This is a genomic window from Limnohabitans sp. 2KL-17 (genome assembly GCF_003063415.1).
Lineage (GTDB): Bacteria > Pseudomonadota > Gammaproteobacteria > Burkholderiales > Burkholderiaceae_C > Limnohabitans_A.
This window is the reverse complement of sequence record NZ_NESK01000009.1, coordinates 21,202-38,261: the sequence shown is the minus strand read 5'-3', so window position 1 is coordinate 38,261 and position 17,060 is coordinate 21,202. Positions and strand designations below refer to the sequence as shown.

16 protein-coding genes are annotated in these 17,060 nt (G+C 59.6%); 5 read left to right on the top strand and 11 right to left on the bottom strand.

The window, feature by feature from the left end; translation table 11 throughout:
* Positions 1-521: 521 nt before the first annotated feature.
* From B9Z45_RS05795 to sucC, 5 genes are all read right to left on the bottom strand, one after another.
* Entirely contained in the window at positions 522-1,997 is a 1,476-nt protein-coding gene (locus tag B9Z45_RS05795; RefSeq protein ID WP_158270384.1) for a PglL family O-oligosaccharyltransferase, read from the bottom strand.
* Between the two features lie 61 nt (positions 1,998-2,058).
* Positions 2,059-2,541, bottom strand: a complete 483-nt coding sequence (locus B9Z45_RS05790; RefSeq protein ID WP_108406284.1) for a pilin — start codon at positions 2,539-2,541, stop codon at positions 2,059-2,061.
* 63 nt (positions 2,542-2,604) lie between these two features.
* Entirely contained in the window at positions 2,605-3,321 is a 717-nt protein-coding gene (locus B9Z45_RS05785; RefSeq protein ID WP_108406349.1) for a TerC family protein, read from the bottom strand.
* 127 nt (positions 3,322-3,448) lie between these two features.
* Positions 3,449-4,345 carry a succinate--CoA ligase subunit alpha gene (gene sucD, locus B9Z45_RS05780; protein WP_108406283.1) on the bottom strand — a complete coding sequence of 299 codons (897 nt, stop codon included), beginning with the start codon at positions 4,343-4,345 and terminating at the stop codon, positions 3,449-3,451.
* A gap of 95 nt (positions 4,346-4,440) precedes the next feature.
* Positions 4,441-5,601, bottom strand: coding sequence for an ADP-forming succinate--CoA ligase subunit beta (gene sucC, locus B9Z45_RS05775; RefSeq protein ID WP_108406282.1), 1,161 nt, complete (start codon positions 5,599-5,601; stop codon positions 4,441-4,443).
* A 175-nt stretch (positions 5,602-5,776) separates the two neighbouring features.
* Between sucC and argC the strand changes: the two genes are divergently transcribed.
* Positions 5,777-6,700: an N-acetyl-gamma-glutamyl-phosphate reductase gene (argC, locus tag B9Z45_RS05770; protein ID WP_108406281.1), complete on the top strand. Its 924-nt coding sequence runs from the start codon at positions 5,777-5,779 to the stop codon at positions 6,698-6,700.
* Positions 6,701-6,912: 212 nt separating this feature from the next.
* On the opposite strand, the gene recX is transcribed toward argC, so the two are convergent.
* Positions 6,913-7,374: a recombination regulator RecX gene (gene recX, locus B9Z45_RS05765; RefSeq protein ID WP_108406280.1), complete on the bottom strand. Its 462-nt coding sequence runs from the start codon at positions 7,372-7,374 to the stop codon at positions 6,913-6,915.
* Positions 7,375-7,376: 2 nt separating this feature from the next.
* On the bottom strand, positions 7,377-8,414 hold the full coding sequence (gene recA / locus B9Z45_RS05760; protein WP_108406279.1) for a recombinase RecA: 1,038 nt from the start codon (positions 8,412-8,414) through the stop codon (positions 7,377-7,379).
* A gap of 141 nt (positions 8,415-8,555) precedes the next feature.
* Between recA and B9Z45_RS05755 the strand changes: the two genes are divergently transcribed.
* From B9Z45_RS05755 to B9Z45_RS05745, 3 genes are all read left to right on the top strand, one after another.
* A complete protein-coding gene (locus B9Z45_RS05755; protein WP_233252087.1) occupies positions 8,556-9,059 on the top strand; it encodes a MarR family winged helix-turn-helix transcriptional regulator in 504 nt (167 codons plus the stop codon).
* 122 nt (positions 9,060-9,181) lie between these two features.
* Positions 9,182-9,856 (top strand): response regulator transcription factor, encoded by a 675-nt coding sequence (locus B9Z45_RS05750; RefSeq protein ID WP_108406347.1) that lies wholly within the window; start codon positions 9,182-9,184, stop codon positions 9,854-9,856.
* 50 nt (positions 9,857-9,906) lie between these two features.
* Positions 9,907-11,370 carry a sensor histidine kinase gene (locus B9Z45_RS05745; RefSeq protein WP_108406278.1) on the top strand — a complete coding sequence of 488 codons (1,464 nt, stop codon included), beginning with the start codon at positions 9,907-9,909 and terminating at the stop codon, positions 11,368-11,370.
* An 81-nt stretch (positions 11,371-11,451) separates the two neighbouring features.
* Here the strand turns inward: B9Z45_RS05745 and B9Z45_RS05740 are convergent, their stop codons facing one another.
* The 4 genes from B9Z45_RS05740 to B9Z45_RS05725 are packed head-to-tail and all read right to left on the bottom strand — an operon-like array spanning position 11,452 to position 13,977.
* Positions 11,452-12,111 carry a glutathione S-transferase family protein gene (locus B9Z45_RS05740; protein WP_108406277.1) on the bottom strand — a complete coding sequence of 220 codons (660 nt, stop codon included), beginning with the start codon at positions 12,109-12,111 and terminating at the stop codon, positions 11,452-11,454.
* A gap of 22 nt (positions 12,112-12,133) precedes the next feature.
* The gene (locus tag B9Z45_RS05735) at positions 12,134-12,469 is read right to left on the bottom strand and encodes a hypothetical protein (protein ID WP_158270383.1); all 336 of its coding nucleotides are present in this window, start codon (positions 12,467-12,469) and stop codon (positions 12,134-12,136) included.
* A complete protein-coding gene (locus B9Z45_RS05730) occupies positions 12,466-13,242 on the bottom strand; it encodes a biotin--[acetyl-CoA-carboxylase] ligase (protein WP_108406275.1) in 777 nt (258 codons plus the stop codon). The genes B9Z45_RS05735 and B9Z45_RS05730 overlap by 4 nt, the downstream gene beginning before the upstream one ends.
* A 3-nt stretch (positions 13,243-13,245) precedes the next feature.
* Positions 13,246-13,977, bottom strand: a complete 732-nt coding sequence (locus tag B9Z45_RS05725; protein WP_108406274.1) for an SET domain-containing protein — start codon at positions 13,975-13,977, stop codon at positions 13,246-13,248.
* Between the two features lie 94 nt (positions 13,978-14,071).
* Between B9Z45_RS05725 and B9Z45_RS05720 the strand changes: the two genes are divergently transcribed.
* Positions 14,072-16,990, top strand: coding sequence for a DNA topoisomerase III (locus B9Z45_RS05720; RefSeq protein ID WP_108406273.1), 2,919 nt, complete (start codon positions 14,072-14,074; stop codon positions 16,988-16,990).
* Positions 16,991-17,060: the final 70 nt, after the last annotated feature.

Genomic DNA, 17,060 nt, shown 5'->3' with positions numbered 1-17,060 from the left:
AAACAAGGCAAATTATTTTTACCGCTGTTCTTTTGGTGGCCTCTTCGGCCCATGCCCAAGCTTGGCGAGATTGCATCAGGGGATCAATGGGCCCGGGTGGCTGCGAATCAATGGGCCCAGGCGGCGGCATGTCAATGGGCCCTGGTGGTGGCCAATCAATGGGCCCAGGCGGCGGCCAATCCATGGGGCCTGGCGGCGGCATGTCAATGGGCCCTGGTGGTGGCCAATTAATGGGCCCAGGCGGTGGTCAATCAATGGGACCTGGCGGTGGCAAGTCAATGGGCCCAGGCGGCGGTTTGTCTATGGACAATCCACGAGGTCTCAACCCGGACACGATGAGACCCTACAGACAATGAACGCGGAGTAATCCGCGCGAGTGCAAACCAATGACTTGCCTGTTTTTCTTCGGGCCTGCAGCACCCTGGAATCAAACCCGTCCCATGTCAAAGGCTTGGCAAACAACAATGGACATTCACGTTGTCATTGCAAAACAGTGATGACTCTTTCTGTGGGGACCCATTTCATGGTGTGGGCATTGGCTCGGACGGGAATGCGGCGGACCATCTGGCCAGGTGCAGCCGCACCAGATCCTGTCGCCCCAGAATGCTTGCGCTTTTGATCAGTTGGCGCACCACCATGGGCTCTGGCGAGTAATGCAGCATGTCCAGGCTTGTGGTCAAGACCCATGATGCATTTTGTGGGGTGACTGGTGTCATCGTCAGTTCGGCAAAGGTGCCCGATCGCTTAAAAAACCAACTGCTGCGCGCTGCGCCTAGAGGGTCTGCACCCCAGAGCGACCAACGGTGTTGTGCAGGCAGGTAGATCTGCCTTGCGCGTGCATAGTCAGCGCCCACCATGCAGACGGTTGCCAAGACCAGCCCACCTGCCAATCTCACGGGCAAAGAGGTCCCAGTGTTGTCGCCCGATGCCGGGGACATGAACAGCACGCCACACAACAGCACAGCCATTTGGAAAGGTCCGTACCAAAGCGGAAATTCAAGCAGGCTGTGCAGGCCGATCACGGCCAGAACCGACCAAGCCAACTGCTGATCGGGCAAGCGGCTCAGCCACGGGCGGGCTCGGACCAGCACGGCCAGCAAAGCCACGCCCAAACCAGCGGTGATGGGAACTCCCAGGGTGACCGCCAGGTGCAAAGGCAGATTGTGAGCATTTCCCAGGATGTCACAGAAACGGGTATCCGTACCCTCGTACAGCGTGATGTAGTGGGCGTATTTGAGCTCGTCCCAGTCCCATCCTGTCCAGGGCTTTTCACCGATGAGCTGGATCACATTGCCCCAGAGCACGCGACGGCTACCGCAGCCATCGTTGTTGCCCATTCGGACCCATGCCCCGGAGATGTCTTGCCCGGACTGCCCGTTCAACAACCAGGGCAAGGCCCAGTTGCCCAGCAGGTAAATTGCCAAGGCCCAAAATGCGAGAAGGGGCGACAGGCTTTGCGTTTCAAAACGGCTGCGGAAAGACCAGAAAACCGCCAGGCAGGTGACCAGCAGCATGTGCAACAAGCCTGTGCGCGAAGCCGTGGCGGCGTTGCCAATGGCGAGCAAGGCCAGCATCCACAGCGCATGTTGTGTCTTGAGCCCATTCGCTCGCCACCAAAGGACGGACAAGACGCCGATGCCCGAGAGTGTGGCCAGTTGGTTGCGCTGCCGCAAATTGGCGTTGGCCTCACCCAGGCCCGTCACATGCAGCCAGGGGCTGAAGGCAGATGCTGCGCCAAAGTACTGAATCAGGCCCATGACGCTGCTGATCAAGGCAGCCCAAGCCCAGGCGCGGGCAATGTCGATGGGCTTGACGGGCTGACCCAGCGCCAGCAGGCAGCCGATGCAGGCCCAGCTGAGCAGCAGGGGCACGGTGTTGGGTTGTGGTGCGGGCGACCAAGGCGCCACCCAGGGCAGCAACAGCAGCGCGAGGGGCAGCAAGGTGGTCAGCCAAATTGGCTTGCTCGAAGGTTCCGCTGGGTAAGGCCTCAAATTCATGACGCATGCGCCATGAAAAACGCCCTGCATTCAGCAGGGCGTTGGGATGAGCAAGAAAAGTTCAAGAAGCCTTGCATGAAGCGGGCAGGTATTTCACCGGCAAACCGTTGCTGCTGGCCGGACCGCAGCGCCAACCCGAGATGGTTTTGCCGCCATCGGTGTTGCCATTGATGGGCGTGTCTCCGGTTTGCAGAGGGGTCAAAGCGATGGCATTGGACGATGCATTGGTGCTGCCCCTCAAGGCGTCATGGTTACCCACCACCGTGATCACACCATTGCCATCCACGGCCACGCTGGCCACGTATTTGCTGGTCTGGCTTTCGCAGACCTTGGGCAAAGCATCCGACACATTGGCATCCGATGATGAACTGATGGCTTCGTTGACCGCTGTTTTGCAGCCATTGGCCGCCAGCAGCATTTCAGAGGCTTTGGCCCTGACCGTGTAATCCTGGTACGCCGGCAACGCCAGCGCGCCCAGAATGCCGATGACCGCGATCACGATCATCAACTCGATCAATGTCAAACCGTGTTGGTTTTTTTTCATGATGCCCCCTGGTGAATGGAGTTGTATGGTAATACATTCACCTTTTAAACGCTCAATTTAGGATTAAGAGGGGGCGTCTTCGATGTGTAGGGGGCGGCGAGACATGATCAGTTTGCCCAAGGCCAATACCAGCAAGGCGCCTGCAATGCCCATGCCGTATCCCCAGGCTTTGTCTTGTGGCAAGTAAGCCACCAGGCCTGGATCGGTCTGAATCATGGTGCCGGCAATCCAGCCCAGCAGCATGCCGCCTGCGGTGATGATCATGGGGAATCGGTCCATCAATTTCAGGACCAGTTGGCTGCCCCAGACGATGATCGGGATGCTGACCAACAGACCGAAGATGACCAAAGGCATTTGGTGGTCTGCATTGCCAGAGGTCTGAGCGGCTCCGGCAATGGCGATCACGTTGTCCACGCTCATGACCAGGTCAGCAATGATCACGGTTTTGACTGCACCCCAAAGTTTGTCGCTGCCCTTGATGTTGCTGTGGTCGTCGTCTTGATCCGGCGTCAAGAGCTTGACACCGATCCAGATAAGCAAGACGGCACCCACGAACTTGAGGAAAGGGATGGCCAGCAGGGTGAGCGCGAAAAAGATCAGAACGACGCGCAAGACGATGGCGCCTGCTGTGCCCCACATGATGCCTTTGGTACGCTGGTGGGGAGGCAATTGTCGGCAAGCCAGCGCGATGACCACGGCGTTGTCGCCGCCCAGCAAGATGTCGATCATGATGATCTGGCCTACGGCGAACCAGAAAGCAGGGGTCAGAAATTCTTCCACGGTATTCCTTTTGTCACGGGCACAAGGCCAGTGAAGCATGATTTCAAAAAACGGAAAGCCGGATTGTCCCGCAAGACATCCGGCTTCGGCATTGTGGCAAACCACAGCCCCCGCTAGGGGCCAAAGTTTACTTCAGCTGGGCCTTGAGCAGTTTTCCCAATTCTGATGGGTTGCGTGTGACGATGAAGCCGCACGCTTCCATGATGGCCAGTTTGGCGTCGGCCGTGTCGGCACCGCCTGAGATCAGTGCACCGGCATGGCCCATGCGTTTGCCTGGAGGGGCAGTCACACCGGCGATGAAGCCGACGATCGGTTTTTTCATATTGGCTTTGCACCACATCGCAGCTTCGGCTTCGTCGGGTCCGCCGATTTCACCGATCATGATGACGGCGTCGGTGTCCGGGTCGTCGTTGAACGCCTGCATCACATCGATGTGCTTCAAACCGTTGATCGGGTCGCCACCGATGCCCACGGCGCTGGACTGGCCCAGGCCGACTTCGGTCAGCATGGCCACGGCTTCATAAGTCAGGGTGCCCGAACGGGAGACCACGCCAATGCGGCCTTTGCGGTGAATGTGACCGGGCATGATGCCGATCTTGATTTCGTCAGGGGTAATCAGGCCAGGGCAGTTGGGGCCCAGCAGCAAGGTCTTTTTGCCGCCAGCCGCTTCCTTGGCATTCATTTTGTTGCGCACTTCGAGCATGTCGCGCACCGGGATGCCTTCGGTGATGCAGATCGCCAGGTCCAGATCGGCTTCAACGGCTTCCCAGATGGCAGCAGCAGCGCCGGCTGGGGGCACGTAGATCACCGACACAGTCGCGCCTGTGTTTAGAGCGGCTTCTTTGACCGAGGCGAAGATCGGGATGTTGAAGATCGACTCGCCCGCCTTCTTGGGGTTCACGCCCGCGACAAAGCAGTTTTTGCCGTTCGCGTATTCCTGGCACTTTTCAGTGTGGAACTGACCGGTTTTCCCGGTGATGCCCTGGGTGATGACTTTGGTGTCTTTGTTGATGTAGATCGACATTTTGGATTCCTAATCAGATGCGGACGGCGCCAAAGAGCGGTCCCGCAAAGTTAATCAGTTGGGGACAAAGCTGAAGATCTGTCCCACAAAGACATTTATTTGACGGCAGCGACGATGGCTGTTGCGGCTTCGGCCATGGTGTCGGCAGAGATGATGGGCAGACCGGACTCGGCCAGCATTTTCTTGCCCAGCTCGTCATTGGTGCCCTTCATGCGCACCACCAGTGGCACGGACAGGTTCACGGCCTTGCAAGCCGTGATCACGCCGGTGGCGATGGTGTCGCACTTCATGATGCCGCCGAAGATGTTGACCAAAATGCCTTTGACATTCTTGTTGGACAACATGATCTTGAAGGCTTCAGTGACTTTTTCGGCCGTTGCGCCGCCGCCCACATCCAGGAAGTTGGCCGGCTCGCCACCGAACAACTTGATGGTGTCCATGGTGGCCATGGCCAAGCCAGCGCCGTTGACCAGGCAACCGATGTTGCCGTCCAGACTGATGTAGGCCAGGTCGAACTTGGAGGCTTCGACTTCAGCCGGGTCTTCTTCGTCCAGATCGCGGTAAGCCACGATTTCGGGGTGACGGAACAGGGCGTTGGCATCGAAGTTGAACTTCGCATCCAAAGCCATCACGTTGCCTTTGCTGTCGCGGTTCAGCGGGTTGATTTCCACCAACGAGGCGTCGGTTTCCATGTAGCACTGGTACAGCTTCTTGAAAATGTCCACGGCCTGAGCGGTGGAGTTAGCAGGCATGCCGATGGCGTCTGCGATTTTTTTGGCCTGGGCGTCGCCCAAACCCGTCAACGGGTCAATGAACTCGGTGATGATCTTCTCGGGGGTGGCGTGCGCCACTTCCTCGATGTCCATACCGCCTTCGCTGGAGGCAATGAAGGCGATTTTTTGTGTGGCGCGATCAGTGACCACAGACACGTAATACTCTTTGTTGATGTCAGCGCCGTCTTCGATGTACAGGCGACGGACTTTTTGCCCTTCTGGGCCAGTCTGGTGGGTCTTGAGCTGCATGCCCAGGATCTCGCTAGAGATGCGCTTGACGTCTTCAATGGTTTTAGCCACTTTGACGCCACCACCTTTGCCGCGGCCTCCAGCGTGGATCTGAGCCTTGACCACCCAAACCGGGCCACCCAGTTTTTGAGCGGCTTCAACCGCCTCTTGAACGGTGAATGCTGCGATGCCGCGGGGGACGGGAACGCCGAATTGACGCAAGATTTCCTTGCCTTGGTACTCGTGAATCTTCATGAGGTCTTTTCTCAGAGAGTGGTTGATCTGACCGGTCCGCCGAGGTGATTCTCCCGCCAGCGGGCTCTGGACACTGCAGTTGGCGACTGTATCATGCTGCAATGCACCAATCTTGAGCCTTGCGTCTTACATTGACTTGACGCTGAGCACCAAAATCCTTGCAAAGGTAATCCATATGGCCAAAATATTCATCGATGGCGAAGCGGGAACCACCGGTTTGCAGATTCGCGAGCGCCTGGCTTTGATGCCCCAAATTCAGGTGCTGAGCATTGACCCCGCCCGTCGCAAAGACCCTGAAGCCAAACGCGAGATGATGGCTGCCGCCGATCTGGTGGTGCTGTGCCTGCATGACGATGCCGCCATCGCGTCGGTGGCCATGGTCGACAGCCTGCCAGGCCGCAAGCCGCGCATTGTGGACGCATCCACGGCGCACCGTTGCCACCCGGAATGGGTCTTTGGCTTTCCCGAGCTGGCGACCGAGCAGGCCGCCGCTGTGCGTCAGGCGCAGCGCGTGGCCAATCCGGGCTGCTACGCGACAGGGGCCATTTCCATATTGCGGCCCTTGGTTGATGCGGGGTTGTTGCCGCGAGATTTTCCTGTTTGTTTGCCCTCAGTCAGTGGCTACTCGGGTGGGGGTCGCGCCATGATCGAAGACTACGAAGCGGGCAAGGCGCCGCTGTTTGAAGCCTATGCCCTGGGCCTTAATCACAAACACATCCCCGAAATCATGCGGTATGCCGGTCTAACCTGCCGCCCTTTGTTTGTTCCGGCGGTAGGCAACTTCCGTCAGGGCATGCTGGTGCAGTTGCCCTTGCACCTGGACACCTTGCCCGGCAAACCTTCCGGCGCCGATCTGCACGATGCATTGCAGGCGCACTATGCTGCCAGCCAGGCGGCTGGCGGCTGGGTCAGTGTGATGCCTGCCACGGCAGATGCCAAACTGGACGCCACAGCACTGAACGACACCAACAAGCTCGAAATCCGGGTGTTTGCCAACGAAGCCGCCCGTCAGGCTGTGGTCATTGCCCGCCTGGACAACCTGGGCAAGGGCGCCAGTGGTGCGGCGGTGCAGAACATCCAGCTGATGCTGGGTTTGTAATTCGGCGTGTGTGGCCCAGCGAACGGTCACCCCCGTAATTGCGCCGGATACTTCAACCAACGACAGAGCCTTCTGGCGGCTCTCCCCAGCTTGATCAGCGCCTTCGGGCGCAGGACAAAGCAAGGTGGTTTCCCTGGTCACCAGGGAGGTTCATTGGGGGGAGCCCTCAGAAGGCTTTGTTTTTTGGCTTCGCCAATTGCCTGCAGTGCGGCTCAATCTTCCAGATCTTCGGCGCCTTGAATGATCTTGCGCACCACTTCGGAATGGAAGCCCCGGGTCAACAAGAACCGAACTTGTTTGGCCCGCTCCTTGGGGTCGACGGCCGGTCGGTCAAATTTTTTGCGCCACATGGCCAGAGCTCGGCTGTACTCGGTTTCGCGCAGGCCCGCCAGGGCCTCAGTCACAGCTTCGCCCGACAAACCTTTTGACGCCAGCTCGTGTTTGATTCGGCTGGTGCCCAGTTTGGACGCACGCCGGTGCACCACCGACTCGATCACCCGCCCCTCGTTGATGAAGTCCCGCGCTTGCAAATCGTCCAGGGCCTTGGCCAGTTCGCCGGGCTCTTGGGCGTGGGGCGCGAGTTTGCGTTCCAGCTCGGTGCGGGAGTGTTCACGCTGGCTCAAAAGCCGCAGGGCGCGGCCTTTGAGCGAGGGTTGAAAAGCAGGTTTGCTCAAGTTCAGTCGGCCTTGGCTTCTGCAATGGCCGATTCCAGCAAGCGGATGCCCAGGGATTCGCGCACCTTGTTTTCGATCTCACGGGCGAGTGCGGGGTTTTCGCGCAGGAATTCGCGGGCATTGTCGCGGCCCTGGCCGATTTTTTCGCCCTGGTAGGCGTACCAGGCACCTGACTTGTCAACGATCTTGGCGGTGACGCCCATGTCGATGACTTCGCCTTCGCGGCTGATGCCTTCGCCAAACAGGATATCGAACTCGGCGGTCTTGAAGGGTGGCGCGACCTTGTTCTTGACGACTTTGACCTTGGTTTCGTTACCAATCGCTTCGTCACCCTTCTTGATGGTGCCGGTGCGGCGAATGTCCAAACGGACCGAGGCGTAAAACTTGAGCGCATTGCCGCCGGTGGTGGTTTCGGGGCTGCCGAACATGACACCGATCTTCATGCGGATCTGGTTGATGAAGATGACAGTGCAGTTGGTCTTCTTGATGGTGGCGGTCAGCTTGCGCAGCGCCTGGCTCATCAAACGCGCTTGCAGGCCGGGCAGGCTGTCGCCCATGTCGCCTTCGATTTCGGCCTTGGGGGTGAGGGCTGCCACCGAGTCGATGACCACCAGGTCCACCGCGCCGGAGCGCACCAAGCTGTCGACAATTTCAAGGGCCTGTTCGCCGGTGTCGGGCTGGCTGACCAGCAGCTCTTGCAGGTTGACGCCCAGGTTCTGGGCGTACTGCACGTCCAGCGCGTGCTCGGCGTCCACAAAGGCACAGGTGCCGCCCAGACGCTGCATCTCGGAGATGACTTGCAGGGTCAGGGTGGTTTTGCCGGAAGACTCGGGGCCGTAGATTTCGATCACGCGACCACGGGGCAGGCCACCCACGCCCAACGCGATGTCCAGGCCCAAAGAGCCGGTGGAGACGACCTGGATGTCAGCGATGACCTCGCCCTCACCCAGACGCATGATGGTGCCTTTGCCAAACTGCTTTTCAATCTGAGCCAGTGCGGCTTGCAGGGCTTTGGACTTTTCGCTGTTGTCGTCGATCATGAAAATCTCCTTGAATATCAATGGTTTGGGGCATCAGATTCAGCAGAAATGCGTCGTTTACTGGATGCTTGAACAGTACTGTAAACGAGCTGTATAAAACTGTAAACACTATTTTTAGTCAGTTTACCTTATCATTAACCCATGATGAAAACTGCCCAAAATCTGGCCGATGCGTCCACACCTTTGCAGGACGAGCGCTGGCGCCAAACCCATTTGGGGCGCCTGCTGGGTCACGCCATGCGCCGGTTCGATGCGCGCGTGCTGCACTTGATGGCGGGCAACGAGGGGGTTCCTCTGGCGCTGGCCAATCTGGCCTCACGCGATCAGATCAGCGCGGCCCATGTGCACATCACTCGGCATTTGGCGCTGGAAGGTTCGCGACTGACCGACCTGGCAAAGGCTGCAGGCATGAGCAAGCAAGCCATGGGCGACCTGGTGGACCAGTGCAGCGCTTGGGGCTTGGTGCAGCGAGAGCCCGACCCACTGGATGCACGTGCCCGGCGGGTGGTGTTCACACGGGTCGGACTGGCGTGGCTGCAGGCTTTCAAGGACGCTGTGGCGCAAGCCGAAGCCGAATTTCGCGAGGCGGTTGGCAAGGATGTGGCCACCGTGGTGGCCCTAGGGCTGGAGGCCTATGCCATCTGACGCGGGTTCGTCCGCAGCGCAACAGTTTCATCTCGGCATGCCGTTTGGCAGACACTAGAATCACAGCAGTGAGTGCGTTCAGCCAGGCTGGGCGGCACACCGCACAACAACAGGAGACAGCCATGCGAATTCTGATAGCCGAAGACGATCAGGTGCTTGCCGATGGATTGCTGCGGACTTTGCGCAGCGCTGGCGCGGCGGTGGACCATGTGGCCAGCGGCAGCGAGGCCGATGCGGCCTTGATGACCAACAACGAATTCGATTTGCTGATCCTGGATCTCGGCTTGCCCAAAATGCACGGACTGGAAGTGCTCAAGCGTTTGCGCGCCAGAGGCTCCACATTGCCTGTCCTGATTTTGACGGCGGCGGACAGCGTTGAAGAGCGCGTCAAGGGGCTCGACTATGGCGCTGACGATTACATGGCCAAGCCCTTCAGCTTGCAAGAACTTGAAGCCCGCGTGCGGGCCTTGACCCGCCGGGGCATGGGCGGCGCCACCTCGCAGATCAAGCATGGCCCGCTGATTTACGACCAGTCAGGCCGCGTGGCCACCATCGACGGCAAGATGGTGGAGCTGTCGGCGCGAGAGCTGGGCTTGCTCGAAGTGCTGCTGCAACGCGCAGGCCGTCTGGTCAGCAAAGACCAGTTGGTCGAGCGTCTTTGCGAATGGGGCGAAGAGGTCAGCAACAACGCCATCGAGGTGTACATCCACCGCCTGCGCAAGAAGATTGAAAAAGGCCCGATCCGCATCGCCACTGTTCGAGGTCTGGGTTACTGCCTCGAAAAGATCCCGGGCTGAGAGCCCGCCGATTTCCAGCGCACCGCTAAAGAGTTAAGGACCAGGCCGCCATGAAATCACGCGGCTGGAGCGTTAGCATTTTTAAACGAGAACAAAGATCCTTGTTTGGCGAAATCCTCGACTGGATGCTCACGCCCCTGTTGTTGCTGTGGCCCATCAGTCTTGCGCTGACCTGGCTGGTGGCGCAAGGCCTGGCCAACAAGCCCTTTGACCGAGCACTGGTTTACAACGTGCAAGCGCTGGCCCAACAGGTCAAGCTGGGGCCTGACGACCGGGTTCAATTTAACCTGCCTCAGCCCGCCAGCGAACTGCTGCGCGCCGATGAAACTGATCTTGTTTATTACCAGGTGCGCGGCGGCTATCAGGAGCATTTGAGTGGTGAGCGGGACTTGCCCTTGCCGCCAGCAGGCCAAGATAAAAGCAGAAGCTACGAGGTGCACATCCGCGATGACGAGATGCGCGGGCTTGAAGTGCGTGTGGCCTATACCTGGATACAGCTGGATGCCGAGGGAAAGCAACCGGCATTGGTGCAAGTTGCCGAGACGCGAGAAAAGCGCTCTGTGCTGGCGGCCGAGATCATCAAGGGCGTGATGCTGCCCCAGTTTGCCCTATTGCCTTTGGCGGTGCTTTTGGTTTGGCTGGCGCTGGTGCGCGGCATCAAGCCGCTGTCCGAGCTGGAAGAGCGCATCCGTGCGCGCAAATCGGACGACTTGAGCCCTCTGGACGACAAGGCCGTGCCCATGGAAGTGGCCCCGTTGGTGGTGTCGGTGAACGACCTGCTGGAGCGATTGAAGGACTCCATCGTCACGCAAAAGCGCTTTTTGGCCGATGCGGCACACCAGCTCAAAACACCTTTGGCAGGCTTGCGCATGCAGGCGGACCTGGCGCAACGCTCAGGCTCCAGCGAGGAAGACCTGAAGAAATCCCTGAAGCAAATTGGCCGTGCGAGCGTGCAGGCCACGCACACCGTGAACCAGTTGTTGTCGCTGGCCCGCGCAGAGGGCGGAGGCGCCCACCTGCCCCAGCAAAGCTGCGACATGGTGACGATGGCCAGCGAAGTCCTGCAAGACTGTTTGCCTGGTGCCATGGACAAGGGCCTGGACCTTGGCTACGAGGGTGTGCAGCCCGGCACCCCCGGCGCACAAGTGCAAGGCAATCCAACGCTGTTGAAAGAAATGCTGCGCAACCTGGTCGAAAACGCCATCCACTACACGCCAAGTACACCCGAGCGACAGGGGGTGGTCACGGTGCGTGTGCTGGTCGACCCCTACAGCAAAGCACTGGTCATGCAGGTCGAAGACAACGGCCTTGGCATCCCCCAGGCTGAACAGGACCTGGTGTTTCAGCCGTTTTACCGGGCACTGGGCACCAACGTGGACGGCTCAGGCCTGGGCTTGCCCATCGTCAAGGAAATCGCCCAACAACATGGCGCTTCGATCGCCGTGGATGCAGCCCATCCTGGCCACGTGCCTTCGGGTGCTTGTTTCACCCTGCGTTTCAGCGCACCGGCTTAGGGACAAACAGCTAAGGCCATGGCTGGGGATGGTGCCCGTCACGAGCCTTTGGGCGGTTCGCCTCTTGCGACCGTGCAGTATTCAGGCAGGCTTGCCCATGTTGAGTTGCAAACGTTCGCGCTCGATGACGCGGGCCACCGCCGGTTGTGCTGCCACTTTTTGCACAAAGGCCCACAACTCGGGGTGCTCTTCGGGGGTGATGCCGGCGATCGTGCCCCAGCGGGTGAACGTCAGGCAATAGGCGTCCAGCGGGCCGAAGCGCTCACCGCTCAGCCAGGGCTGGCCTTTGGCGGCGGCCGCTTTAACCAAGTCTTGCAGTTCACCCAACATGCCCCGGAACAGTTGCGTGTTGTAGGGTTTGAGCGCTGCCTGCACATCGGGCAGGTCCGAGAACTTTTGCGGCATGAAGATGTGCGTGAAAGTCGGGTGCACGGTGTTGTTCATCCAGGCCAAAGTGGAGATAGCCTGAGCGCGCGCCAGGGATTCGGTGGGCAAAAAGCCTGCCTGGGGAAACAGTTGGTCCAGGTACAACACGATGGCCACAATTTGGCTGATGGGCTGGCCGTTGTTGACCAGAACGGGCACCTGGCCTCGCGGGTTGATGGCTTTGTAGTCGTCGCTGTTTTGCTCGCCTTTGTGCAGCTTGACCATGCTGGGTTCAAACTCGGCGCCGCTCATTTCTAGCAGGACATGGGGCACAAAAGAACAGGCGCCAGGGGCGAAGTGAAGTTTCAGGCTCATTGGGCAACTCTCCAAAAAAATCTCAAGGGTTTGAGGCGGGTGATGCTGCGCGCTTGTTGGCCACAGGCGCATCGGCTGCAGAAGGTGCCGGCACCGAGGCGGCAGGGACGGGTGCGCTGGCGGAGACCGGGGTGGCGTTTGGGGCGGTGTCTGGCGTGGCTGTTTCAGCGGCCAAGCGTTTGGCGGCTGCGGCAGGGGTTTCAACCTGGATGGCCGTGGGCCGAATCTGGTTCAACACGCGTTCAGGCTCGCGAGCGGTGTTGGGGCCCCAGCTCCAGCGGGCAAAAGCGTCAAATTGCCAAGCCAAAGCGGTCACATTGAGGACCAGTAAAGGGGCGATCAACCAGCGCATCTTCAAAGCGTGCTCTCCGATTTCAAAGGGCGCACGCTGACTTCAGCGCTGACGATGTCCTGAATACCAGCCGCTGTTTGCAGCCGCAAGGCCCCGTGGCGGCCCACACCCAGCGCCAGGCCGACCTGGCCGTCGCTCACGTCTACGCGGCGGCCCTTGAGGACATCACGCGACTCAAAGCGTGCCTGCAGGGGTGTGAAGCCCTCGGCCTCAAAGGCCAGCAGGGTCTTGATCAGGGGGGCCGCTACGCGCGCCAGGCAGGTGTACGCCGTCATATCAGGCAACAACTCCGACAGGGCTGCTGGCGCAGTGTTCAGTCCATCTGCAGAGCGTGTGCGGATGTTCAGGCCGACCCCCACCACCACCTGGCTGCGACCGCCCATGCTCGCTGCCTCAACCAGGATGCCGCCGAGCTTGCGGTCCTGAAACCACAAATCGTTGGGCCACTTCAGGCCGACATCGGGGTGCAGGCTTTCTGCCAGGCTCAGGCCTACGGCCAGCGACAGGCCAGACCAGTCTTGGGGCGCAAGGGGCAGGCTGATGGAAAAAGTAAGCGAGTCGCCAGGCTGGCTTTGCCAGACGCGGCCCATTCGCCCCCGACCCGCGGTTTGCTGTTCTGCCACCAACAAAGTCGCCTCTTGCTGGCCCGCACGTGCGCGTCGCATCAACTCGCTGTTGGTCGAATCGATGGTGGGCAGCACCTCGACCGTGAAGTCGGGCAGCAAGGGAAAGATTTGCGCCCAGATCGCTTCGGCAGGCCAGGCAAGGGGCGAGATCATGGCTCAGCGCTTTTTGGCGGGCGCCTTCTTGGGCTGGCTGGCCTTGTCCGGTTTGGCCGCAGTTTTCTTTTTGGCGGCTTTGTTCAAAAGGCTGTCTTTGGCTGCCTTGGCCAATTTCTTGGGCTTTTCCAGCTTGAGAGGCTTGACCGCCTTGGCGGCTTTGTCTTTGGATTTGACTTTGACTTTTGTCTCAGCCTTGGCCTTGCTCTTTTTCTGGCTTGGAATTTTGGGGGTCTCTTTGCGCTCTTTGGGCGACAACAGCGTGCCCCGGCAATTTTTGCTACCGCACCAGCAGGGATATTCGGCCTTGAGCTTCTTGGTGTAAGGCTCGTCGATGATCAGCCCGTAGTCGTAATTCAGTTCTTCACCAGCTCGGATGTTGCGAATGGCCTTGATGAAGATGCGGTCCTTGTCTTCATCGGCTACACAGTTGGGGTTGCAGCTGTGGTTGATCCAGCGTGATGAGTTGCCGCCATGCAGCGCATCAATCACCCGGTCTTCGTTCACATGGAAATAAAAGGTGTGGTTCGGGTCTTTGGGGTCATGCGGGTGGCGGTCTTGCGCCTCGTCCCAGCTGATGACCTCGCCCACGTACTCGATGAGGGTTTCACCTTCGGCGATGTCTTGCAACGCAAACACCCCTTTGCCATGCACGCCGGAACGGCGCACCTGGATGCGCTTGCCGGTGGCGCTGGCGGAAGAACGGCTGGGGGAGGAAACAGAGGTTTTGGCCACGGCTTTAAAAATTTGTTATGGTGAATTCATGTGGGCGTGCGCGTGAGCGCGCCCGGGCGCGCACGCACACGCGAGACAACGGGATTGTAATGACATGAAGACATTGGTAATTGCAGAGAAGCCTTCGGTGGCTCAAGACATCGTCAAAGCCTTGACGCCGACCTCGGGCAAGTTCGAAAAACACGACGACCATTTTGAGAACGACAAATACGTCGTGACCAGCGCCGTCGGTCACCTGGTGGAGATCCAGGCGCCCGAACAATACGACGTCAAACGGGGCAAATGGAGCTTTGCCAATTTGCCGGTCATTCCGCCGCACTTTGACCTCAAGCCCGTGGACAAGACCAAGAGCCGCCTGAGTGCCGTGGTCCGGCAGGCCAAGCGCAAGGACGTGAACGCGCTCATCAATGCCTGTGACGCTGGGCGCGAGGGGGAGTTGATCTTCCGCCTGATCGAACAGTACGCTGGTGGCGCCAAGACGCTGGACAAGCCCGTTCAGCGCCTGTGGCTGCAGTCCATGACACCGCAAGCGATCCGTGACGGCTTTGACCACCTGCGCAGCAACCAGCAGATGCAAGGCCTGGCCGACGCCGCCCGCAGCCGCTCCGAGGCCGACTGGCTGGTGGGGATCAATGGCACCCGCGCCATGACCGCATTCAACTCCCGCGATGGCGGTTTCTTTTTGACCACAGTGGGTCGGGTGCAAACGCCCACGCTTGCTGTGGTGGTCGTGCGTGAAGAGCAAATTCGCAAGTTCATCAGCCGCGACTATTGGGAAGTGCACGCCGAATTCGCCGCCACTGCGGGCACCTATCCCGGCAAGTGGTTCGATCCGGCCTGGAAGAAAGAAGAAGACGCCGAGAAAAAAGCCGACCGCAAATGGACAGCCCGGGAAGCGCAAGCCATTGTCGATGCCGTGCGCGGCAAAAAGGCCACGGTCACCGAAGAGGCCACACCCACCACTCAGGCCAGCCCGGGCTTGTTTGATTTGACCAGCCTGCAGCGCGAAGCCAACGGAAAGTTCGGCTTTTCGGCCAAGACCACGCTGGCGCTGGCGCAAAGCCTGTACGAACGCCACAAGGCCCTGACATACCCGCGGACCGATTCACGCCATCTGCCCGAAGACTACGTGCCGGTGGCCAAGGAAACCTTCGAGATGCTCGCCGACAGCGGCATGAAACACCTGGCCCCGCACGCGCTCACGGCGCTCAACAACAACTACGTGCGCAAGACGCCGCGCGTATTCGACAACAAAAAAGTGTCGGACCACTTTGCCATCATCCCGACCCTGCAGGCTCCCAGCGGCTTGTCTGAGGCCGAGCAAAAGCTTTATGACCTGGTGGTGCGCCGCTTCATGGCGGTGTTTTTCCCCAGTGCCGAATACCAGGTGACCACCCGCATCAGCGTGGCCGCAGGCCACAGCTTCAAGACCGTGGGCAAGGTGCTTGTCAAACCCGGCTGGCTCGCCATTTATGGCAAGGAAGCGGCCGAAGAAGTGGCCGACGCCAAAGACGGCGACAAAGGCCAGAACTTGGTCCCGGTGCAGCCGGGTGAGCAGGTGGGTGTGGACTCGGTGGATGCCAAGGGCCTGAAAACCCGCCCACCCGCCCGCTATTCAGAAGCCACGCTGCTGGGTGCCATGGAAGGCGCAGGCAAGATGGTGGACGACGATGAGCTGCGTGAAGCCATGCAGGAAAAAGGCTTGGGCACACCTGCTACCCGCGCCGCCATCATCGAAGGCCTGATCAACGAAAAGTACATGCTGCGCGAAGGCCGCGAGATGATCCCGACGGCCAAGGCTTTCCAGCTGATGACGCTGCTGCGTGGCCTGCAGGTCGAAGAGCTGTCCAAGCCCGAACTGACGGGTGAGTGGGAATACAAGCTCGCGCAGATGGAGCAGGGCAAGCTGAGTCGCGCCACCTTCATGGCCGAGATCGCCGCCATGACCGAGCACATCGTCAAGAAGGCCAAAGAGTACGACCGTGACACGGTGCCTGGCGACTACGCCACGCTGAGCGCGCCCTGCCCCAACTGCGGCGGCGTGGTGAAAGAAAACTACCGCAGGTACACCTGCACAGGCGCAGACGGCGCCAGCGATGGCTGTGGCTTTTCGTTTGGCAAATCACCGGCAGGGCGCACCTTTGAGCAAGCCGAAGTCGAACAGTTCATGCGTGACAAGAAGATCGGCCCATTGGATGGCTTCCGCTCCAAAGCCGGCTGGCCTTTCGTGGCCGAAATGGCGTTGAAGTACAACGAAGAAGACAAGAACTGGAAACTCGAATTCGACTTCGGCGACGACAAGAAAAATGAAGAGAGCGGCGAGATCGTCGAGTTCACCGACGAGCCGCTGGGCGTTTGCCCCAAGTGCGGCAGCCCGGTGCACGAACACGGCAGCAACTATGTCTGCAGCAAGGCCGTACCCACCCATGCGCAGCCCACGCCCAGCTGTGACTTCAAAACCGGCAAGCTCATCTTGCAGCAGCCGGTGGAGCGCGAACAAGTGGTCAAGTTGTTGGCTGCCGGCAAGACCGATTTGCTCGACAAATTTGTCAGCAACCGCACCCGCCGCAGCTTCAAGGCCATGCTGGCCTGGAGTGCCGAAGAGGGCAAGGTGATCTTTGAGTTCGAGCAGCGCGAAGGCGGCAAGAAATACCCACCGCGCAAGACGGCCGCCAAAAAGACACCGTTTGGCAAGGTCGCTGTGAAGAAAGCCGTGGCGGCTAAAACACCGTCCGCCAAAAAAGTGGCCAAGACGGCTGCGCCCAAGGCGCCGCGCAAAGCCGCTGTGGGTACGCTCAAGCCCAGCGGCGCCCTGGCAGCCGTGATCGGTGATGGGACTTATGCACGCACCGAGGTGGTTAAGAAAATCTGGGACTACATCAAGGCCAACAACTTGCAAGACCCGGCAGACAAGCGCTCGATCAAAGCCGATGGCAAGTTGCAAGCGGTGTTTGGCAAAGACCAGGCCACCATGTTTGAGCTGGCCGGGATCATTGGCAAGCACTTGAGCTGACGCACCGACGGGTTGAGTTTGAAACGCCACGCAAGTCGTGGCGTTTTTTTTGCCACAAGCACTGGGTCTT

Coding starts and splice junctions, on each gene's coding strand:
- B9Z45_RS05750 (WP_108406347.1), top strand. CDS start 9,182: ATGCGAATTCTGATAGCCGAAGACGATCAGGTGCTTGCCGATGGATTG.
- recA (WP_108406279.1), bottom strand. CDS start 8,414: ATGATCGACGACAACAGCGAAAAGTCCAAAGCCCTGCAAGCCGCACTG.
- B9Z45_RS05745 (WP_108406278.1), top strand. CDS start 9,907: ATGAAATCACGCGGCTGGAGCGTTAGCATTTTTAAACGAGAACAAAGA.
- B9Z45_RS05790 (WP_108406284.1), bottom strand. CDS start 2,541: ATGAAAAAAAACCAACACGGTTTGACATTGATCGAGTTGATGATCGTG.
- sucD (WP_108406283.1), bottom strand. CDS start 4,345: ATGTCGATCTACATCAACAAAGACACCAAAGTCATCACCCAGGGCATC.
- B9Z45_RS05740 (WP_108406277.1), bottom strand. CDS start 12,111: ATGAGCCTGAAACTTCACTTCGCCCCTGGCGCCTGTTCTTTTGTGCCC.
- B9Z45_RS05755 (WP_233252087.1), top strand. CDS start 8,556: ATGATGAAAACTGCCCAAAATCTGGCCGATGCGTCCACACCTTTGCAG.
- B9Z45_RS05795 (WP_158270384.1), bottom strand. CDS start 1,997: ATGAATTTGAGGCCTTACCCAGCGGAACCTTCGAGCAAGCCAATTTGG.
- sucC (WP_108406282.1), bottom strand. CDS start 5,601: ATGAAGATTCACGAGTACCAAGGCAAGGAAATCTTGCGTCAATTCGGC.
- argC (WP_108406281.1), top strand. CDS start 5,777: ATGGCCAAAATATTCATCGATGGCGAAGCGGGAACCACCGGTTTGCAG.
- B9Z45_RS05720 (WP_108406273.1), top strand. CDS start 14,072: ATGAAGACATTGGTAATTGCAGAGAAGCCTTCGGTGGCTCAAGACATC.
- B9Z45_RS05730 (WP_108406275.1), bottom strand. CDS start 13,242: ATGATCTCGCCCCTTGCCTGGCCTGCCGAAGCGATCTGGGCGCAAATC.